15 protein-coding genes, 2 tRNA genes, 1 pseudogene and 1 riboswitch are annotated in these 19,492 nt (G+C 72.6%); of the genes and pseudogenes, 7 read left to right on the forward strand and 11 right to left on the reverse strand.

Features of this window, described 5'->3' with window-relative positions:
• Positions 1–390, reverse strand: a 390-nt coding sequence (locus ABZV77_RS40345) for a BTAD domain-containing putative transcriptional regulator (RefSeq protein WP_356267981.1), incomplete at its 3' end; no start/stop codon positions are given.
• Positions 391–492: 102 nt separating this feature from the next.
• The gene (locus ABZV77_RS40350; RefSeq protein ID WP_356267983.1) at positions 493–2,577 is read right to left on the reverse strand and encodes an asparagine synthase-related protein; all 2,085 of its coding nucleotides are present in this window, start codon (positions 2,575–2,577) and stop codon (positions 493–495) included.
• Between the two features lie 919 nt (positions 2,578–3,496).
• Here ABZV77_RS40350 and ABZV77_RS40355 point away from each other — a divergent pair.
• From ABZV77_RS40355 to ABZV77_RS40370, 4 genes are all read left to right on the forward strand, one after another.
• Positions 3,497–4,945: an MFS transporter gene (locus ABZV77_RS40355; RefSeq protein WP_356267985.1), complete on the forward strand. Its 1,449-nt coding sequence runs from the start codon at positions 3,497–3,499 to the stop codon at positions 4,943–4,945.
• Positions 4,946–5,118: 173 nt separating this feature from the next.
• Positions 5,119–6,348 carry an L-2-hydroxyglutarate oxidase gene (gene lhgO / locus ABZV77_RS40360; RefSeq protein WP_356267986.1) on the forward strand — a complete coding sequence of 410 codons (1,230 nt, stop codon included), beginning with the start codon at positions 5,119–5,121 and terminating at the stop codon, positions 6,346–6,348.
• Between the two features lie 489 nt (positions 6,349–6,837).
• Positions 6,838–7,605, forward strand: a complete 768-nt coding sequence (trmB, locus tag ABZV77_RS40365; protein ID WP_356267988.1) for a tRNA (guanosine(46)-N7)-methyltransferase TrmB — start codon at positions 6,838–6,840, stop codon at positions 7,603–7,605.
• A gap of 67 nt (positions 7,606–7,672) precedes the next feature.
• Positions 7,673–9,031 (forward strand): PrsW family intramembrane metalloprotease, encoded by a 1,359-nt coding sequence (locus ABZV77_RS40370; RefSeq protein ID WP_356268142.1) that lies wholly within the window; start codon positions 7,673–7,675, stop codon positions 9,029–9,031.
• Positions 9,032–9,034: 3 nt separating this feature from the next.
• Here ABZV77_RS40370 and ABZV77_RS40375 read toward each other — a convergent pair whose 3' ends face one another.
• From ABZV77_RS40375 to ABZV77_RS40405, 7 genes are all read right to left on the reverse strand, one after another.
• On the reverse strand, positions 9,035–9,979 hold the full coding sequence (locus tag ABZV77_RS40375) for an aldo/keto reductase (RefSeq protein WP_356267990.1): 945 nt from the start codon (positions 9,977–9,979) through the stop codon (positions 9,035–9,037).
• Between the two features lie 97 nt (positions 9,980–10,076).
• Positions 10,077–11,150, reverse strand: coding sequence for a M23 family metallopeptidase (locus ABZV77_RS40380; protein WP_356267991.1), 1,074 nt, complete (start codon positions 11,148–11,150; stop codon positions 10,077–10,079).
• Between the two features lie 11 nt (positions 11,151–11,161).
• Positions 11,162–11,309, reverse strand: a riboswitch (cyclic di-AMP (ydaO/yuaA leader).
• Between the two features lie 221 nt (positions 11,310–11,530).
• A complete protein-coding gene (locus tag ABZV77_RS40385; protein WP_356267993.1) occupies positions 11,531–12,694 on the reverse strand; it encodes a PP2C family protein-serine/threonine phosphatase in 1,164 nt (387 codons plus the stop codon).
• A gap of 184 nt (positions 12,695–12,878) precedes the next feature.
• Positions 12,879–12,952: transfer RNA gene (locus tag ABZV77_RS40390), tRNA-Met, on the reverse strand.
• A 46-nt stretch (positions 12,953–12,998) separates the two neighbouring features.
• Positions 12,999–14,228 (reverse strand): alginate lyase family protein, encoded by a 1,230-nt coding sequence (locus tag ABZV77_RS40395; RefSeq protein WP_356267995.1) that lies wholly within the window; start codon positions 14,226–14,228, stop codon positions 12,999–13,001.
• A gap of 100 nt (positions 14,229–14,328) precedes the next feature.
• Positions 14,329–15,216: a glycosyltransferase gene (locus tag ABZV77_RS40400; protein WP_356267996.1), complete on the reverse strand. Its 888-nt coding sequence runs from the start codon at positions 15,214–15,216 to the stop codon at positions 14,329–14,331.
• Positions 15,217–15,378: 162 nt separating this feature from the next.
• Positions 15,379–16,947, reverse strand: a complete 1,569-nt coding sequence (locus ABZV77_RS40405) for an MFS transporter (RefSeq protein WP_356267998.1) — start codon at positions 16,945–16,947, stop codon at positions 15,379–15,381.
• 275 nt (positions 16,948–17,222) lie between these two features.
• Between ABZV77_RS40405 and ABZV77_RS40410 the strand changes: the two genes are divergently transcribed.
• The 3 genes from ABZV77_RS40410 to ABZV77_RS40420 all read left to right on the forward strand — a co-directional run bounded on the left by ABZV77_RS40410 (position 17,223) and on the right by ABZV77_RS40420 (position 18,899).
• Positions 17,223–17,768 (forward strand): YceI family protein, encoded by a 546-nt coding sequence (locus ABZV77_RS40410; protein ID WP_356268000.1) that lies wholly within the window; start codon positions 17,223–17,225, stop codon positions 17,766–17,768.
• A gap of 139 nt (positions 17,769–17,907) precedes the next feature.
• Positions 17,908–18,261, forward strand: coding sequence for an ANTAR domain-containing protein (locus tag ABZV77_RS40415; RefSeq protein WP_356268002.1), 354 nt, complete (start codon positions 17,908–17,910; stop codon positions 18,259–18,261).
• Positions 18,262–18,302: 41 nt separating this feature from the next.
• Positions 18,303–18,899 carry a chemotaxis protein CheB gene (locus ABZV77_RS40420; protein ID WP_356268004.1) on the forward strand — a complete coding sequence of 199 codons (597 nt, stop codon included), beginning with the start codon at positions 18,303–18,305 and terminating at the stop codon, positions 18,897–18,899.
• Between the two features lie 68 nt (positions 18,900–18,967).
• Here the strand turns inward: ABZV77_RS40420 and ABZV77_RS40425 are convergent.
• Positions 18,968–19,040 (reverse strand) — tRNA-Lys (locus ABZV77_RS40425).
• A gap of 129 nt (positions 19,041–19,169) precedes the next feature.
• Positions 19,170–19,492: pseudogene (locus tag ABZV77_RS40430) on the reverse strand (RNA helicase); the annotation flags it as partial.

Consider the following 19,492-nt stretch of genomic DNA (forward strand, 5'->3'; position numbering starts at 1 on the left):
CCACAGGGCGAGCGCGTCGCGCAGGGTGCGGGCGGCCGGGGCCGGGTCGCCGCGGTCCAGCTCCGCCCTGCCCTCGCGCGCGAGGCGCTCGAAACGGTGCAGGTCGACGTCGTCCGGGGCGACGGCGAGGCGGTATCCGCCGGGGGCCGACACGACGGCGTCCTTGCCGACGGCCCGGCGCAGGCGGCCCACCAGGGCCTGCAGGGCAGCGGGGGCGTCGGCGGGCGGGTCGCCTGCCCAGACCTCTTCGATGAGCGCGCCGACGGTGGCCGTACGGTTCGCGTGGAGCGCGAGGGCGGCGAGCAGGGCACGCAGCCGCTGGCCCCCTACGGGCAGAGGGGCGCCTTGGTCGTCGTACGCCTCGGTGGCGCCCAGGATTCGGTACCGCACCCCGTCATTCTCCCCGCCCTGGTGCGCCGGGGCGCGTGCTTTCTTTCCGGGGGCGCGTTGCCGGGCCCGGCATCCGGCTCCGGAGACTGCCCCGTCCTGCCGCTACCGCCCCGCTCCTAGTGCCCCTCTCTGCGGGACCACACTTCCAGTGGGAACAGCTCGTTGCCGTGCTGGAGTCCCCGTCCAGCACGTTCCTCTTCGCGACAGGAGCCGCCGCAGCCACAGCTCGGTGGAGACCAGGTCGGCCAGGCCGTCCAGCGGAAGCGGTTCCCCCTCGGCGGCCGAGCGGAGGGCCTTGCGGACCACGCGGGCTTCGACGAGGCCCGCCTGGGCGAGCAGCGGGGTGTCGAAGAGGGCGATGAGGTCGTCCACCGCGACGCGGAGCCCGGTGCGGGCGGCCGCCGCGTTCGAGGCGTGGGACGGGGCGCCCCAGCCGGGGGGCAGTTCGGCGACCCCGGCGCCTTCCAGGACGGTGCGCAGGATCGCGGCCCGCGCCCCGGGCTGCACGCGCAGGGCTTCGGGGAGCGCCCGGCAGGCGCGGACGACCTGGTTGTCCAGGAAGGGTGCGTGCAGGCGCTGGAAGCGCACCTCGGCGGCCTGTTCCAGGAGGCGCAGGTCCGCGGCGTGCCGGGCGAGGGCCGCCCGCGCGCGGAACTCGCCGGGGCGCTGTCCTGGCCCGCCGGGACGCATGGTGGTGTCCTGGAGGCGAACCGATACTTCAGCGAGGGCCTCGCCGGTGAGCCAGCGCGCCGCGGGTCCTGGCCTGGCCCACGCGAGGGCGGCGAGCGACGCCCCCACGGCTCCGCCGGGTTCGTCGAAGCGGCGCTGCAGCAGGCGCTCGGCGAGCGATTCGACCCCCGCCCGGTGCGGTGTGCGGGCGAGCTTGCGGGCCGCGCCGTACACGCGCGCGGGGACCATCACCGAGCCGTCGGCCTTCGCCAGTGCCGCCACGGGGCGCACCATGTGGCGTCGTTTGCGGTCCATCAGGAGGTCGGCGAGGCGGGCCGGGTGGGCGTCGAGGACCTGCCGGGCGCCGTGGCCCGTGAAGTGGTCGGCGCTGCCCGAGGAGAGCCGGGCGCGGTGGCGCTGGGCGGCCACCAGGACGGCGCTCGGCTCGTCCGTCAGCGGGCCGTCGAGGTCGGCGTAGGGCAGGGCGTCCTCGCCCGCCGCGACGACCACGTGGTGCAGGCGCGGGTTGGCCGCGATGGCACCGGCCCGCTCCAGTTCGGCCTCCCTGCCGTTCACGGCAAGGTCGTTGAAGGTGACGGCGAGGAGCCGCTCGCCCGCGCCGGTGCCGTGGCCGAGCACCGTGCCGGGCATCCCGGGCAGACCGGCCGCAAGGAGAGCGAGGGTTCCCGAAGCGGGTCCTCCGGAGAGGTCGGCTCCGATGCCGGGCACCGGCATGCCGCGGGCCGCGCGCCGTTCGGCGGGCCCCATGCCGGGCACCGGGCCGGGGTCGACGTCCGTGCCGGGCACGTGGCGGGGTGCGGTGAGGCGGGCGCGTACCGCGTCGATGAGGGCTTCCCGGACGCCGTCCACCGCGCTGTCGGCGTCGGTGGGGGCCGCCGCGACCGCCAGCGAGGCCACCGGTTCGTACCCGGCGATCTCCCGCGCGCCCGCGCGCAGGATCAGCGCATGCCCCGGGGGCACGCGACGCACGCCCTGGTACGGGGTCGAGTCGTGCAGCGCTTCGGGGACGTCCGGCGCGGCGAGCAGCGCCGCGAGGTGGCCGATGTCCAGGTGGGCCTCGATGAGGTCGGCCAGCGGCAGCGCGGCCGTCGCGTAGGCCGTGCCACCGGACCAGGGGGTGTAGAAGACCGGGCGGGCTCCGGCGAGGTCACCGGCGATCATGACGCGGCGGCCGACCTGGACGACCGCCGTGTAACTGCCGGACCAGGCGGTCAGATGGCGCAGGGCGCCGCCGCGGGCGGCGAGGAGGCCGACCCTGAGCTCCTCGTCGGAGGCACCGCAGGTGCCGAGGACCGCGATGCGGGTCTGCTCGTCGGCCGTCACTGTCCGTACTTCGTCGGCCCGCCAGTCGCCGACCGCCCAGAGGGGGTTCGGGTCGCCCCACAGGAGCTGGGAGCCCACGGGGTGGACGGTCTCGCCGTCCTCACCGGTGGCCCCGGCCGAGCCCACCGCCGAGGATCTCGCGGTGGTACTGCTCCACCCCACCAACCACCGCATCGCTGCCTCCACAGGCTGTGGACGGGCCGTCGGCATAGCGCCGCCGGGCACGGCCGATCAGTGCACCGAAGAACTGGGGTCCCATGCTGCCACGAAGGAGGCGTGCGGGAAGGACTACGGGGCCGCTTGCGCCTCGGGAATGCGCCCCAGGTGAGCGGTAGTTGAGAGCAGAACGTCACCCTTCTCCTTGGGGAGGCTCCGGGGAAGCCCCGTAGAGGGATCAGAGAGGGGTCGGAGACGGCCCGGAGTGGGGTCGGAGACGGCCCGGAGCGGGCCCGGGGAGGTGTCGGAGGCGCCCTGTGCCGACCTTCACAGGCGCACGTATACGCCGCACGGGGCGCACGCGCAGACCGCACTCGGGGCGCGCGCGCAACCGCCGTTGTGCGCAGGCGCACACCACCGGCTTGGGCGGTATGCCGGTTTCTGTACACGGGCGCTTTTCGGCCAAATCGGCCTGCCGCGGTCCCGGAACGGAACCGTTCGAAGGCAACACACAGCCCGGGAGGCGGTGTTCGCCTCCCGGACCGGTCCGCCGCCCGCGGGGATGGAGGCGGCGGTGTCCCCCAGCCCACTGACTCCAGCGCAGCGGGCCGACCCACGCATCGCCAATGGAACCGTTCTCGTCATGGCCGGAGAAGAGCGCACGCACGGGCGCACGGCCACACGGCGGGGGCACGCATCGCCGTCGAAGTACCTACGCACGGACAACAATCTCGCCATCCGGAACTGGGCCTCTTAACGCTTGGGATGCGGCGAACTACGCTGTGTGTGCTGTTGTTTTCGCGGAGGCATATACCTGGAGGATCGGCCAAACGCTCTTGCGGCCGCCATTCCGGCCACCGCCCCCGGGGGAACGCAGCACGAATGCCGCGAGCGGTCCAGCCACTGCCCGGCAGCCGTCTGTGTCGAGGGGTGGCGCATGTCCAGGGAGCAACGCGGGCCGAACGAAAAGCTCGGCACCGTTCTCGCCCTCGCGGGAATCAGCAATGCGGGACTCGCCCGCCGGGTCAACGACCTCGGCGCACAACGCGGGTTGACGCTCCGTTACGACAAGACATCAGTGGCGCGCTGGGTGTCCAAGGGCATGGTGCCGCAGGGCGCCGCCCCGCACCTGATCGCGGCGGCGATCGGACAGAAACTCGGCCGCCCGGTGCCGCTGCACGAGATCGGCCTCGCGGACGCCGACCCCGCGCCTGAGGTGGGCCTCGCCTTCCCGCGCGACGTGGGGGCGGCGGTGAAGTCCGCGACCGAGCTGTACCGCCTCGATCTGGCGGGCCGCCGCGCGGGCAGCGGCGGGATCTGGCAGTCGCTTGCCGGGTCCTTCGCCGTCAGTGCCTATGCGACGCCCGCCTCGCGCTGGCTGATAACCCCCGCCGACAGCTCCGTCGCACGTGACGTCACGCGCGAAGCACCGCGCGACACCGTGCACGCCGACGACGGCGGCGCGCCGATGAAGGTGGGCCACAGCGACGTACTGAAGCTGCGGGAGGCCGCCGAGGACGCGCGCCGCTGGGACTCCAAGTACGGCGGCGGGGACTGGCGTTCCTCGATGGTCCCGGAGTGCCTGCGCGTCGAGGCGGCCCCGCTGCTGCTCGGCTCCTACTCCGACGAGGTGGGACGCGCCCTCTTCGGAGCGTCGGCCGAACTGACCCGCCTCGCCGGGTGGATGGCCTTCGACACGGGCCAGCAGGAAGCCGCCCAGCGCTACTACATCCAGGCACTGCGGCTCGCGCGTGCGGCCGCGGACGTCCCCCTTGGGGGGTACGTTCTCGCGTCCATGTCCCTCCAGGCCACCTACCGCGGCTTCGGGGACGAGGGAGTCGACCTCGCACAGGCCGCCCTCGAGCGGAACAGGGGCCTGGCCACCGCGCGCACGATGAGCTTCTTCCGCCTCGTCGAGGCACGGGCACACGCGCGTGCCAACGACGCGCAGGCGGCGGGCGCGGCGCTGCGGGCCGCCGAGGGCTGGCTGGAGCGGGCCCGTGACGGCGACCACGACCCCACCTGGCTCGGCTTCTACTCCTACGACCGCTTCGCCGCCGACGCCGCCGAGTGCTACCGCGACCTGAAGGCACCCCGGCAGGTGCGGCGCTTCACGGAGCAGGCGCTGTCCCGTCCCACGGAGGAGTTCGTGCGGTCGCACGGCCTGCGGCTCGTGGTGTCGGCGGTCGCCGAGCTGGAGTCCGGGAACCTCGACGCGGCGTGCGAGCAGGGGACGCGTGCCCTTGAGGTCGCCGGGCGGATCTCGTCCGCGAGGACCACGGAGTACGTGAAGGATCTGCTGCACCGACTGGAGCCTTACGGGGACGAGCCCCGGGTGGTCGAGCTGCGCGAGCGGGCCCGGCCCCTGCTGATGGCTCCGGCGTAGGGGGCCGAGGCCCGTCCTCCGGCCCGCTCGTGCGCCCGCCCGTCCGTCCGGACCCGCGACGTGGTGAACGCACGGGTGGGCGCGAGTTAAGGGGCGGAAAGGATCCGGCGCCCGAGGTTTGGCGGCGTTGTCAGTGGCGCAGGGCAGTATCTGAGGGTGGGAGGTGAGGCGCGGTGAAGAAGGTCGCGTACGACTGCGACGTGCTGGTGATCGGCGGCGGGATCGTCGGGCTCGCGACGGCTTATGCCCTCACGCGCGCCACCCCCGGCACCCGGGTCACCGTCCTGGAGAAGGAGCCGGGCCCGGCCCGCCACCAGACGGGCCGCAACAGCGGCGTGATCCACAGCGGGATCTACTACCGCCCGGGCTCCCTCAAGGCGAGGTACGCGGTCCGTGGCGCCGCCGAGATGGTCAAGTTCTGCGCGGAGTACGGGGTGGCACACGAAGTCACCGGCAAGCTGATCGTCGCCACCGAGCGGGCGGAGCTCCCGCGTCTGCACTCCCTGGTCCAGCGCGGCAGGGAGAACGGCATTCCGGTGCGCGAGCTCGGCCCCGCCCAGATCACGGAGTACGAGCCGGAGGTCCGCGGCCTCGCCGCCATCCACGTGGGCACCACCGGGGTGTGCGACTACAGCGCGGTGGCGGAGCGCCTCGCCGACGCCTCCGGGGCCGAGATCCGGTACGGGGCGGGGGGCGAGGTCGTCCAGATCGACCGCCGCGCGGACCGTGGCGTCGCCGTCCGCACCGCCGACGGCTCCGTGGTGCGCGGCAGGGTCCTGGTGAACTGCGCGGGGCTGCACTGCGACGGGATCGCGCGGCTCACGGGGGACGACCCGGGGATGCGGATCGTGCCGTTCCGGGGTGAGTACTTCGAGCTGGCCCGTCCCGAGCTGGTGCGCGGCCTCGTCTATCCCGTGCCCGACCCGGCCTTCCCGTTCCTCGGCGTCCACCTCACCCGGGGCATCGACGGCGGCGTCCACGTGGGGCCGAACGCGGTCCCCGCGCTGGCCCGCGAGGGGTACGACTGGTCGGTCGTCCGGCCCCGCGAGCTCGCCGGGACCATCGGCTGGCCCGGCTCCTGGCACATGGCGCGCCGGCACTGGCGGTACGGGGCGGGGGAGCTGCGCCGGTCCGCGTCCAAGTCCGCCTTCACGGACGCGGTGCGCAGGCTGCTGCCCGCGGTCCGGCCCGACGACCTGGTCCCCGCGCCTGCGGGGGTGCGGGCGCAGGCGGTCCTGCGGGACGGCACGCTGGTCGACGACTTCCTCATACGGGAGGGGGCGCGGGCGGTCCACGTCCTGAACGCGCCCTCGCCCGCCGCGACTGCGTCCCTGCCTATTGGCAGGGAGGTTGCTCGGCGGGCCTTCGAGGCGTTGCGCTTGGCGCGTGGCGGGGCGGGGTGAGTGGCTGAGGTGCCGGTTCCTGGGCTCGGCGCGGGGCCCTGCGGGCGGCGACGTGGTCCTCGTCTGCGGGCCGTGCTGGGCTGGTCGCGCAGTTCCCCGCGCCCCTGACAACCACCACCTGCACCCGGCCGCCCGGCCCCGTCGCCCTCACGGGACAGCTGCTCTCGCCTCGTCTGCGGGCCCGATTGGGCTGAGCGCGCAGTTCCCCGCGCCCCTGACAACCACCACCTGCCCCCAGCCGCCCAGCGCCGTCGCCCCCACGGGACAACTGCTCTCGCGCTCGGCTGCGGGCCCGACTCGGCTGGTCGCGCAGTTCCCCGCGCCCCTGACAACCACCACCTGCCCCCAGCCGCTCAGCGCCGTCGCCCCCACAGGGCGCACATCCCACCCGCCGTCGCCCCGTAAAATTGCCGCACTGTGTCTGACTCATCCCGTAACGCCGATGCTCCCGACGCCCCCGCCTCCCGGTCGGGTGGGCGTTCGCAGGGTTTGCCCAGGTTTCCTGGGGGGCCCACGCCCGATCCCGCCGGGTCGCATCACGAGCGGCGGATCCGTAGCTTCCAGCCCCGGCGCAGCCGGGTCACCACCAGTCAGGGTGACGCCCTGCTGCGGCTCTGGCCCCAGTGGGGGCTGGACATCGACGGGCTGCACACCCTCGACCTCGCCGAGCTGTTCGGCGACGAGCAGGGCCCGCGCCCCGGTCTGCCCGTCGTCCTGGAGATCGGCTTCGGCATGGGCGAGGCCACCGCGAAGATGGCCGCCGCCGACCCGGACACCGGCATCCTCGCCGTCGACGTGCACACGCCCGGCCAGGGCAACCTCCTCGGCCTCGCCGAGCGCGCCGGTCTGACCAACGTCCGCGTGGCCAACGGGGACGCGATCATCCTGCTCCGGGAGATGCTGCCCGCCGAGTCGCTCGACGGGCTGCGCGTCTACTTCCCCGACCCCTGGCCCAAGGCCCGGCACCACAAGCGCCGTCTCATCCAGCCCGAGTTCCTGACGCTGGCCGCGCCCTCCCTCAAGCCCGGCGCGATCCTGCACTGCGCGACGGACTGGGAGGAGTACGCCGAGCAGATGCTCGAGGTGCTCACCGCGCACCCCGACTTCGAGAACACCCGGCCCGACGGCGGGTACGCCCCGCGCCCCGACTTCCGCCCCCGCACCCGCTTCGAGGGCCAGGGCCTGGACAAGGGCCACGTCGTCCACGACCTGCTGTTCCGCCGCGTTCCCGGCGAAGCCGCCCCCGCGCAGGACTGAGGCACCGTCGCGGCCACCCCCATCCCTCGTTAGGGTCGACGACGTGGCCACCGGTTCTCCGTATCCGATACCCCCCGAGGCACCCGCCCCGAGGGAGCTCCGCCGTGTCCGCTGGTGGCAGCGGCGCGCGATACGCGTGGCCGCGCTCGTCACGCTGCTCGCCCTCTCCGGCCTGGTGATCCTCGCCCTGGTGCGGGAGCAGACCGGCACCGAGGGCTTCCTCGTCGGGCTCGGCCTCGCGACCGTGCCCGTGCCGCTGCTCGTCGCCGCGTTCCGCTGGCTGGACCGGGTGGCACCGGGCCCCTGGCGGAACCTGCTCTTCTCCTTCTCCTGGGGAGCCTGCGCCGCCGCACTCGTCGCGATCGTGGCGAACAGCTTCGCGATCCGCTGGATAGCCACCGCCACCGCCGACCCCGGCAGCGCGGACACCCTCGGCGCCACCGTCATCGCCCCGATCGTCGAGGAGAGCGCGAAGGCCGCGGCCGTGCTCCTCGTCTTCCTCTTCCGCAGACGCGACTTCACGGGAATCGTCGACGGCGTCGTCATAGCGGGGGTGACCGCGACCGGGTTCGCGTTCACCGAGAACATCCTCTATCTGGGCAACGCCTTCGTCACCGACCAGCTCAGCCGCGAGAGCGGCCTCGCCTCCGTGACGGCCGCGACCTTCTTCGTACGCGTCGTCATGTCGCCCTTCGCGCATCCGCTGTTCACGGTCCTGACCGGCATCGGCTTCGGCATCGCCGCGCTCTCCGCCGAGCGGCAGCTCCTGCGCCGTGTGCTGCTCCCGCTCGGCGGGCTGCTGCTCGCGATGGGCATGCACGCGCTGTGGAACGGCTCCGCGGTCTTCGGTCAGTTCGGCTTCTTCACCGTGTACGCCCTCTTCATGCTCCCGGCGTTCGGCCTGCTGACCTGGCTGGCCATCTGGACCCGGCAGCGCGAGCTGCGCACGATCCGCGAAGAGCTGCCCGTGTATGCGGCGGCGGGCTGGCTCACCCCGGCCGAGCCGTTCGCGCTCGGCTCGATGCGCGCCCGCTCACTGGCCCGCGACTACGCCTCGTACACCTGGGGCAAGCCCGCGGCCCGCACGGTCGCGGAGTACCAGACGTACGCGACGTCGCTCGCGTTCCTGCGCCACCGGGGCCGCCGCGGCCGGGCCGGGGCCGACTTCGTCGTACGCGAACGGGAGCTCCTCGAAAAGCTCTGGGAGCGCCGCGAACCGGCCCGCCCCGCCCTCGCGTACGCGGCGCAGGCGACAGCGCCGGTGCCGGTCGCGCTCCCGATGCCGTACGGAGCGTATGGCGGCTATGGGGGGTATGGGAGCTATGGGGGGTACGGCCATCCGGCGCCGCCCCTCCCCTACGGGCAGCCGCAGGCCTACCCGGCCTACGGCTACCCGACGGCGTACCACAACCCCTACCGCCCCTAGGGCCTAGGCAGAGGCCGTGTTCAGCGCCGAGAGGTCGGCGTCCGTCAGCTCCAGGTCGGCCACCGCGAGCAGCGCGGGCAGCTGCTCCACCGTGCGCGCGGAAGCGATCGGCGCGGCCACGGTGGGCTGGGCCGCGAGCCAGGCCAGTGCCACGGTCGGCACCTGTGCGCCGTGGGCCTGCGCGATCTCGTCGAGAGCGGTGAGGACGCGGTCGCCCCGCTCGGTCCCCACGTACGCCTCGACGCGCGAGTACCGCGCGCTCTCGACGTGTGCGCCCGCGCGGTACTTGCCGGTGAGGAAACCGGCGGCGAGCCCGAAGTAGGGGACGGCCGCGAGGCCGGAGCGCGAGGCGACCTCCTGGAGGGGGCCCTCGTAGGTGTCGCGGGAGACGAGGTTGTAGTGCGGCTGCAGCGCGACGTAGCGCGCGAGGCCCTCGCGGTCGGAGAGGTCGAGGGACTCCTGGAGCCGCTCGGGGGAGATGTTGGAGGCGGCGATGGCGCGCACCTTGCCCGCCTGCACCAGCTCGTCGAGCGCGCCGATGATCTCCTCCACGGGCACCGACGTGTCGTCGAAGTGCGTGTAGTAGAGGTCGATGTAGTCGGTGCCGAGGCGTTGCAGGGACGCGTCGGCGGCCCTCTTGATGGTGTCGGCGGACAGGCCCTTGTATGCGGGGTGCGCGCCGACCTTGGTGGCCACGACGACGTCCGAGCGGTTGCCGCGCTCGGCCAGCCACTCGCCGATGAGGGTCTCGGACTCGCCGCCCTTGTTGCCGTCGATCCAGGCCGTGTACGCGTCGGCGGTGTCGATGAAGTTGCCGCCCGCCGCGGTGTAGGCGTCGAGGACGGCGAAGGACGCCGCCCGGTCCGCGGTCCAGCCGAAGACGTTGCCGCCCAGGGAGAGCGGGAAGACTTCGAGGTCGGATGAGCCGAGTGGGCGAAGAGGAGTCATACGCTCCTCAACGCCCCCGCCCCGGACGGAATTCCGTGCAGGGCACACCGGAATCAGGGCTGAGGAATCAGGGGTTGAGGAATCAGGGGTTGAGAAATCAGGGGTTGAGGCCCTTGCCCTGCAGCCAGCCGAGCGGGTCGATCCCGGTGCCGTCGGCCGTGTGGACCTCCATGTGGAGGTGCGGGCCCGTGACGTTGCCGGTCGCGCCGACGCGGCCGATGACGTCGCCCGTGGAGACCTTCTGCCCGGCGCTGACGTTGAGCGAGGACTGGTGGCAGTACCAGATCTCCGTGCCGTCCTCGAGTTCGAGCACGGTGCGGTAGCCGTACGCACCCGCCCAGCCGGCCTCCTTGACGGTGCCGGTGTGCACGGCCTTGAGCGGGGTGCCCGTGGGCGCCGCGAAGTCCAGGCCGGTGTGGTGGCCGGAGGACCACATGGATCCGGCGTCACCGAAGTGCGAGGTGAGGGTGTACGAGGAGGTGGGGATGACGTAGCTCTTGGCGAGCTTGGCCAGGCGCGCGGCCTCGGCCTTGGCCTTCCTTGCCTCCTCCTCCTTCTTCTTCTTGGCGGCCGCCTTGGCGTCCGCCTCCTTCTCGGCGGCCTTGCGCTGCGCGTCCGCCTCTTCGCCCGCCTTCTTGGCGGCGGCGTCCTCGGCAGCGGCCCGCACGGCGGTGTCCGCCTGGTCCTGCTGGTTCTCGGCCTGCTGCATGATGCGGGCGCGCAGGGCCTCGCCCGCATGGGTGTTGCCCTGCTCGGCGTCGGCGGCGCTGACGCCGGCGGCGGTGAGCGGGGCCGCGGCGGCCGCGGTGGTCGTGGTGTCCGACGTGTCGTCGCCGGATATCAGGGAACCCACGCCCGGCAGGGACTTGGCCTCGGGCAGCGAGTCCGTGACGACGCCGAGGTCGGGCATCGATATGGAGACCGGCGGCTTGCCGTCCTGCGCGGTGGCGATGCCGCCCGCGCCGACGGCGGCGATGACGCCCACGCCGAGCACGGTGGAGCTGCGGGCGAGCCCGCCGCCGCTCTTCTTGTGCACACGGTGCCTGCCGCGGACGGGACGGACGGACTCCTCGGTGGGGTTCCACTCTTCGAAGGAGCCCTCGTCGTACGAGCCGAAGTCGTCGTCATTCGGTACGTACACGGCTTGGGGGGCAGGCCGGTTGGACGCCACTGGGGCGCACTCCTTTCCTTCCTTCTCGCCTACCGGGTTAGCTGACGGGTTCGGAGCAGGAAGGTCTCCTACGAACAGCTGGCACGGATGCACAGCTGCCCGATTCACCCCATGTTGGTGGTTCCCCGGCTCCCTTTCGGGATTAGGCGCGTGCGCGCGGAGCCGACTCGAGTGACGGCTGGGACGACCGCGCTGCGTTATCGAACGTTAATAGACAGCGGGTCGGTATTCCAAGCCGTTCCGGTTGATCGTTAACGCTCTTCGGCCGTACGTACCGGGACACGAGGGTGTGGAACGGGGCGAGTTGACCCCATCTCTTTAAACACCGGAGCTTCACATTCCCTTGACAGTGCGTCAGATGTTATGCGGAGCGGTGTACTTCAGTTACCGGCCGTAACGTCGGTCGTGACGTCCGGATCCCCGGCGGCGGGACGCCGCACCGCGAGCAGCGCCATGTCGTCCGTCATCCCGCCCCCGGTGTGCCGCCGCACCTCCCCCGCGAGCGCGGCGAGGAGCGCGTGCGGACCGCCGCGGCCCGGGAAGATCCGCCCGCCGAGCCGGGTCGCGGGATCGTAGAACTCCCCCGTCACGTCACGCGCCTCCGAGAGGCCGTCCGTGTAGAAGAGCAGCAGCGCGCCGGGCGGCAGCTCCGCCTCGTCCGCACGGTCCGGCCAGGCCCCCAGATCGCCCATGCCGAGCGGCAGCGCGGGTTCGGTCGCCGACAGGACGCAGAGCCGCCCGTCGCCGCGCAGCAGCAGCGGCGGCGGGTGCCCGCGGTTGATGAGCCGCACGGAGCCCTCGCCGTGCCGGATCTCGGCGAGGACGGCGGTGGTGAACCCCTCGAACGCGTCGAGCCCCTCGCGCCGGGTGCCCTCGCGCGCGAGCGCCCGCTCCAGGCGCTGCGCGACCGCCTCCAGGGTGGCCTCCTGCTCGGCGGCCTCCCGGAAGGCTCCGATGACGACGGCGACGGCCGCGACCGCGCCCATGCCCTTGCCCCGTACGTCGCCGACGATGAGCCGTACGCCGTGCGGGGTGTCCTGCACCGCGTACAGATCGCCCCCGATGAACGCGTCGGCCTGCGCGGCCTCGTACCGCGCCGCGATGTCGAGCCCCCCGATGCGCGGGTCCGGCGTGGGCAGCACGGCGCGCTGGGTGGCCTCCGAGATGGAGCGGGCGATGGCCAGCCGGTCGTTGCTGCGGCGCACGACGCGGTTGATGACGATCGCGAGGGCGGCGACGGTCACCACGGTGACCACCTCGGTGACGGCCTCGACATGGCTGTTGACGGTGCTGCCGTAGTGCAGGAGGAGGACGGCACAGGTGGCTGCCGCGCCGGTCAGGACGGTGTTGAGCCGCGAGTAGAAGGGGGCGGCGATCAGCGGGGCGGCCGTGAAGAGGGGGGCCGCGGTGAACTCCGACGGGGTCGCCGAGTCGTACACGACGCCGACGACGAGGAGCAGGAGCGGCAGGGCGCGGACGAAGGCCCGCTCGGGCCCGGTGGCCCCACTGGCCCCGCTCTCATCGGGTCCTCCTCGCTGCCCCACCGCTTGTCTCCCGCCGAGTCCGCACCCATCACCGCGCTGCATTCAGGGTTCCCGCAGCGGCGGGCGGGTGCGACCTGGTGTGGGCCGACCGGGTGAGCGGCGAGCGGTCCGCGCGGGAGGATCCGGGCGGAAAACACCGATGGCCCGGAACCATGATTCATGGTTCCGGGCCATCGGCCTTCAGTAGCGGGGACAGGATTTGAACCTGCGACCTCTGGGTTATGAGCCCAGCGAGCTACCGAGCTGCTCCACCCCGCGTCGGTGAACACAACTCTACGCCATCCGAAGGGGTGCGTCGAACCACTTAGGCGTTGCCCGCGTGCGTGAGGGTCTCCCAGGCCACGAAGAGGCCGTCGGTCCCTTCGGGCCGCCGCTGCTCCGTGTACTTCTCGGTCTGCGGCATGTCCAGCTTCAGCCGCCCCCGCAGATGGTTCAGGCCGACCTCCGTGTCGGGCCCCATGTCGCGCTCCACCTTGCCGCCGCACAGCCACTCCGGCGCCTTCGCGCCCAGCTGGTACTTGGAGTGGAACTCGAAGGCGGCCCGCAGCCGGTCCTTGACCTCGCCGTACAGGTCGACGCCCTGGTGCCAGGCGGTCTCCGCCATGTGCGAGGTGGCGGCGAGCGAGTAGCTGGCGTGCTTGAAGTTGCGGCAGGTCTCCTGGGAGAGCCCGTCGGCGTACGTGCCCTGCCCGAACCAGTACTTCTTGAGCTCGGCGGCGGTGTTGATGTCGCTGCCCGCCGGGGAGACGGGCAGCTTCCCGTCCGACTTCAGATAGAAGTACGCGGGCACCCGCGTCCTGAAGTGCTGCACCGCCTTCTCGAACGTGGCGTGGTCGTCGAGGAAGACGGCCATGCTCATGGTGGCGTCGGCCATCACCAGGTCCCAGTTGCCGTTGCGCTCGACGGACCCTTCCTTGACCTGGGGCAGGTAGGCGTTGCGCAGCATCCGTTCGAAGCGCAGGAGCTGCCCGTCGGGCCAGCCGTCGTACGTGTAGCGCACGGCCTCGGCGGCCCGCGCCCAGGACGAGGCGGCCCAGCCGGTCTGCAGCCCGGCGTTCTCCTCGGTGTGCCCGGTGATCACCTTCGACCAGGCGTCCATGATCTGCACGGCCTTCTCGGCGTGCGCGCGCTCGCCGGTGACGTTCCAGAGCAGGGCGTGCGTGTACGCGGCCAGCGCGTCCTCACGCTCCTCCACGCACCCCCGGCCGGGGCGGGTGTCGGGCGGACACTCCACGACGGCGTACGGCCTCGCCGTGTAGTCGTCGGCCGCGTACTTGCTGGCCCGCATCTGCTCGTACGCCGCGAACCACGGCTGCTCCCGCGCCCTGACGTGCGCGCGGACCCGGTCGAGCTGCTCCTTGCCGACCAGGACGCCGGGGTGCTCGAAGGCCCGGTCGAGGGGGCGGGCCGCGGCCGTACGCGTGCCGTCCCCACCGGAACCACCACCTCCGCAGGCCGCGGCGAGGCCGACGAGAAGCGGTGCGACGAGCAGCACGAGTACGCGCTGCCGCCGCCGACGGACCGTTGCTGCCATCACCGCACCTCCCGCTGCGCCGTCGGCCTCCCGACGGCAACTGGCAGTCCAGCGTGACCCGCGGCCCCGGCCCGCGCGCGACCTGAGTGAGCCGTTCGGGTCAGATCACCGGGGGCCTGCCGAGCCGCGTCAGCCGCCACACGGTGCGCCACCGCATGGGCTTGCGCCCGCCGCACGGCGTCCGCACCCCCTCGACGAATCCCGCGGCCCAGGCCCGCAGCCCCGGCAGCGAGCGGGTGCGCAGGAGGGTGAGGAGGGTCCAGATGCCCAGGTGCACCGGGATCAGCGGGAGGGGGAGGTGGCGGCGGACCAGCCAGACGCGGTTGCGGGCGGTGTTGCGGTAGTAGACGGCGTGCCGGGCCGGGGAGGTCTTGGGGTGCTGGAGCAGCAGGGCGGGTTCGTAGAGGATCGTCCAGCCGTCGTCGACGGCCCGCCAGGCCAGGTCGGTCTCCTCGTGCCCGAAGAAGAACTGGGCGGGCCAAGTGCCGGTGCGGGCCAGCATCGCCGTGGACAGGGCGTGGCCGCCGCCGAGGAAGGCGGTCACCGGGCCCCGGCGCATCGGGTCGGTGGCGCGCAGCCGCGGGATGTGGCGGCGCTGGGTCTCGCCGTGCTCGTCGGCGATGCGGAAACCGGCGATGCCGAGGCGCGGGTCGGCGGCGAACAGGTCGCGGATCCGGCGGAAGACGTCGGTGTCGACGAGCAGGCCGTCGTCGTCGAGTTCGATGACGACGTCCACGTCGCCGAAGTCCATGAGCCGCTCGATGGCGACGTTGCGGCCGCCCGGGCAGCCGAGGTTCTCGTCGAGCTCGACGGCCGTCACCTCGCCGGGCAGGGCGGGGAGTTCGGGCAGCGGCGAGCCGTTGCCGACGAGGACGACGCGGTCCGCGGGCACGTCCTGCATGGCCACGGACGCGAGCAGGGCGTCGAGTTCTCGGGGGCGGTTGCCCATCGTGATGATGGCGACGCCCAGGCGCGGCGGCTGCGGCACGGTGGGACTCCTGACGTGCGGGGTGCGGGGTGCGGGGTGCGGGAAGCGGGAAACGGAGTGCGGGAAGCGGAACAGTCAACACCACTGCGCCCCGCCGGGCCGAAGCCGGGCGGGGCGCGGGGGTCAGGAGGTCCGGGGGCAGGAGGTCCGGGGGGCAGGAGCTCAGGCCGCCGTGGTCAGCTCACCGGTGTGGGGGACCTCGTCGCCCGACTCGTGGCGGTCGCCCGTCGGGGACTTGCGGTCCCTGATGAGGAGGACGGCCAGGGCCGCCGCGGCCAGGACACCCGCCGCACCGGCCCAGAAGCTGGCCGACATCGCCTCGGTGAAGGCCTCACGGGCGGCCGTGGCGAGGGCGCTGTCGCCCGTGGCAGCGGCCAGGGCGAGCGCGTCCGAGACGGAGTGACCGGCCTGCCCGGGGGCGGAGTCGGGCATCGCGTCGGTGTAGGTGCGGGAGAGGACCGTGCCGAGGACAGCGACGCCGAGGGCCGCACCGGCCTGCTGGACCGTGTCGTTGAGGGCGGACCCGACCCCGGCGTGCTCGGCGGGCACCGCGCTCATCAGGGCGGCGGTCGCCGCGGGCATCGCCAGGCCGCCGCCGATGCCGATCAGGACCATGGCCGCGGCGAGCATCCCGAACCCGGCGTCGGAGGGCAGCGAGGCGAGGGCGCCGAAGCCCGCGGCGATGACGGCGAGGCCGACGGCGGTCATGGGGCGGTTGCCGATCTTGTTGCCGAGGGTGGCGCCGATGCCGTTGAAGACGAGCGTGGCGACGGCCATCGGGGCGAAGGCGATGCCGGTCTTGGCGGGCGAGTAGCCGAGCACGAACTGCAGGTACTGGGTGAGGACGAGCATCAGCCCGCCGTTGGCGAAGGTCAGCAGGACGAGGGAGAAGCTGGCGCCGGTGAAGACGCGGTTGCGGAAGAGCGAGAGGGGCACCATCGGCGAGTCGGTGCGGAGTTGCCAGGCGCCGAAGGCGACCAGCGAGACGACCGCGACACCGAGCGAGAGCTGCGTGCTCAGGTGGCCGAGACCGGCCTCGGCGGACTCGATGATCGTCCAGACCAGCGCGGTCATGCCGACCACCGAAAGGACCATGCCCAGCGGATCGGCCTTGCGGGCGGGCCCCTTGGACTCCGGCATCAGGACGAGCGCGGCGACGATGGCGAGACCGGCGATCGGCACGTTCATCAGGAAGACCGAGCCCCACCAGAAGTGGGCGATGAGCACGCCGCCGAGCACGGGCCCGCCGACCAGACCGACCGCGGCCACCGCGCTCCAGGCGCCGATCGCCTTGCGGCGCTCCTCGTCGTCGAAGACGGTGATCAGGATCGACAGCGTGCTCGGCATGATGAGTGCGCCGCCGATGCCCATCAACACCCGCCCGGCGATGAGCTGTTCGGGGTTCTGCGCGACGGTGGCCAGCAAGGAAGCGGCCCCGAAGAGGGCGAGCCCCACGATCATCACCCGCCGCCGCCCGAACCGGTCGGAGAGGCTGCCCGCGGTGAGCAGCAGACCGGCGAAGACCAGGATGTACGAGTCGATGATCCACTGGATGTCCTGGGCGTCCGCACCCAGGTCCGCGGCGATCGGCGGGACCGAGACGGTCAGGACCATGTTGTCCACGACCAGGACCAGCGTGCTCAGGCAGAGCACGATCAGGATCAGCCAGCGGCGCGGGTGACGGCCCTCTCCCGACGTCGCCGGACGCTCTTCCCTCGGGTGCTTCTCCATCGTGGGACCCCCAGACCTTGGACGGCACATCCGCTGCGTACGGCGTGCTCTCGTTGCGCACACTGTACGCACTGCGCACGGTGTGCGCAACAAGCGAACACCGAACCCGCAACCGGAAGGCCACCTGCAACACAACTTGATTCGGGCTGGGTTGGCGCTTGAGCAGCCCGAACACACATGGCCTGCGGCGGTATCGTCGGGAAACCCACGACGCCATCCAGTGACCGGTTGCGCCGAACGCTCACTGCCTCTTTCTCTCCGGGAGTGACCACGCAATGTCAGCCATCACCGAGCTCAGCGAACTGAGCGGCGAGTACGTCCTCGACACCGCCCGCACCCGGATCGGCTTCGTCGCCCGCCACGCGGTGGGCCCCCATGTCCACGGCCTCTTCGAGGAGTTCGACGGAAGCGCACGGCTGGACGGCGACAACCCCGAGAAGTCCGGCATCCAGCTCACGATCAAGTCGGAGAGCATCCAGAGCCGCAACAAGTTCCGCGACAACCCGGTGCGCGCCAAGTTCCTGGACATCAAGAACCACCCGGACATCACCTTCGCCTCGACCGAGGTGCGGCAGGTCGACGACACCCACTTCGAGGTCACCGGCGACCTGACCATGCGCGGCACGACGAAGGCGCTCACCCTGCCCGTCGAGTCGACGGGCGGCGAGAGCGACCCGCAGGGCGACGTCAGGGTCGGCTTCAAGGGCAGCGTCCTGATCAACCGCAAGGACTGGGGCGTGAAGGCGAACCCGGTGGACACGCTCTTCGTCAGCTCGCAGGTGACGGTGGAGTTCGAGATCGCCGCGGTCCGCCGCCCGTGACGGCCGCCCTGGCCTCTTCCGGTTGCCGCCCGGCGTCTGCCTTGAAAGTGCGGGGTTCGGGCAGCATCCCCCCATGGCGGTAGACGCGAATGTTCTGCTGAAACAGGTCGATTCCACCCGAGAATGCGCCATTCTTCTCATGCTGCGGGCCCATCAGGCCTTCGACGTGAGTCACCAGCTGGCCGCCGATTACCGACGGCGCACCAGCCGGGCACAGACGGAGGTCGAGGCGCTGCGCCGTGAGAACGCGCAGCTGCTCAAGGCGCTCGCCGGGCGCCCCGTGGTGGACCAGGCCCGTGGCGTGCTGATGGCCGCGGGCGCCCATGGGGCCCAGGACGCCTGGGAAGTGCTGGTGGACACCTCCCAGCGCACCAACATCCGGCTGCGTCTCGTCGCGGAGATGGTGGTGGCCGGTGCCGTCGCCGGGCCGGTCTCCCCGCGCATCGCCGCGCAACTGCGGCGGTCGCTCACCCGACACGCCGCGGAACGATGACCCGCCCCCGGGCCGCGGGAGAACTCGCATACGGTCGCGACGTGACCACACGCTTGCCGGACCCCGGCGAACGAGCCGACGTCGTGCTGATCGCCGCGTCCGCCGGCGGCATCCGGGGCCTCGGCACTCTCCTGGCCGGACTGCGGGCCCCGTGCCCCGTGCCCGTGCTGGTGGCCCAGCACCTCCGCCGCGAGCGGGAGACGCAGATCGTCCGCATCCTGACCCGGACGTCCACGCTCCGAGTGAAGCTGGCCGCCGACGGCGAGAGCCCCGAGGCAGGCACCGTCTACGTCGCCCCGCCGGACCACCACCTGTGCGTGGAGAAGGACGGGGAGCTCTCCCTGAGCAACGCGGGGCGGATCAACCACGCCCGGCCTGCCGCCGACCCGCTCTTCGAATCGGCGGCGCGGGTCTACGGACCACGGATCATCGCCTGCGTCCTCACCGGCGCCGACGGCGACGGGGCCCGGGGCGTCGAAGCGGTCAAGGCGCACGGCGGCACCGTGATCGTGCAGGACCCCGCAAGCGCGGAGTTCTACGGCATGCCCGAGGCGGCCGTGAACACGGGCAAGGCGGACGCCGTCCTGCCCCTGGAGGACATCGCGGCGGCCCTCAACCGTCTCCTGCTGCCGCGCTGATCGCAGGCGGACAGCGGGCGGGCAGCGAAGAGCCCCGGCCAGCCTGTGGCTGACCGGGGCTTTTGCGGTAGACCGTGTGGGACTCGAACCCACAACCAATGGATTAAAAGTCCACTGCTCTGCCAATTGAGCTAACGGTCCTCGTCGGTGCACCCCCGAGCATAGCGGGACGGGCCGCGCCATCCGATCGGGTATCGCCGTTTCACGGCGAAGGGCCCGCCCGACAGGAGTGTCGGACGGGCCCTTCGCTCACGCAGGCCTGGCTACAGGTCAGCCGTTGCGCTTCCAGCGCGGCTTGTCGTCACGGCGCCCGAAGGAGCCCGTGCCGGAGCCGGAGCGGTCGTCGCGGCGGTTGTACGACGGACGGTCGTGGCCACCGGAGCGGAAGCCGCCCGAGGGGCGGTCGTCGCGGCGGTCACGGTTGAACGGGCGGTCGCTGCCACGGTGGCCGCCGGAGGGGCGGTCGTCGCGGCGGAAGCTGCTGCCGCCCGAGGGACGCTCGTCGCGACGGAAGCCGCCACCACGGTTGTCGTCACGGCGGTCGCGGTTGAAGCCGCCACCGCGGTTGTCGTCGCGGCGCTCGAAGGAACGGC

Origin of the sequence: Streptomyces sp. NPDC004732, from assembly GCF_040609235.1 — a bacterium.
Taxonomy (GTDB): domain Bacteria; phylum Actinomycetota; class Actinomycetes; order Streptomycetales; family Streptomycetaceae; genus Streptomyces.

Coding starts and splice junctions, on each gene's coding strand:
- ABZV77_RS40410 (WP_356268000.1), top strand. CDS start 17,223: ATGTCAGCCATCACCGAGCTCAGCGAACTGAGCGGCGAGTACGTCCTC.
- ABZV77_RS40350 (WP_356267983.1), bottom strand. CDS start 2,577: ATGCGGTGGTTGGTGGGGTGGAGCAGTACCACCGCGAGATCCTCGGCG.
- ABZV77_RS40405 (WP_356267998.1), bottom strand. CDS start 16,947: ATGGAGAAGCACCCGAGGGAAGAGCGTCCGGCGACGTCGGGAGAGGGC.
- ABZV77_RS40355 (WP_356267985.1), top strand. CDS start 3,497: ATGTCCAGGGAGCAACGCGGGCCGAACGAAAAGCTCGGCACCGTTCTC.
- ABZV77_RS40375 (WP_356267990.1), bottom strand. CDS start 9,979: ATGACTCCTCTTCGCCCACTCGGCTCATCCGACCTCGAAGTCTTCCCG.
- ABZV77_RS40395 (WP_356267995.1), bottom strand. CDS start 14,228: ATGGCAGCAACGGTCCGTCGGCGGCGGCAGCGCGTACTCGTGCTGCTC.
- ABZV77_RS40415 (WP_356268002.1), top strand. CDS start 17,908: ATGCTGCGGGCCCATCAGGCCTTCGACGTGAGTCACCAGCTGGCCGCC.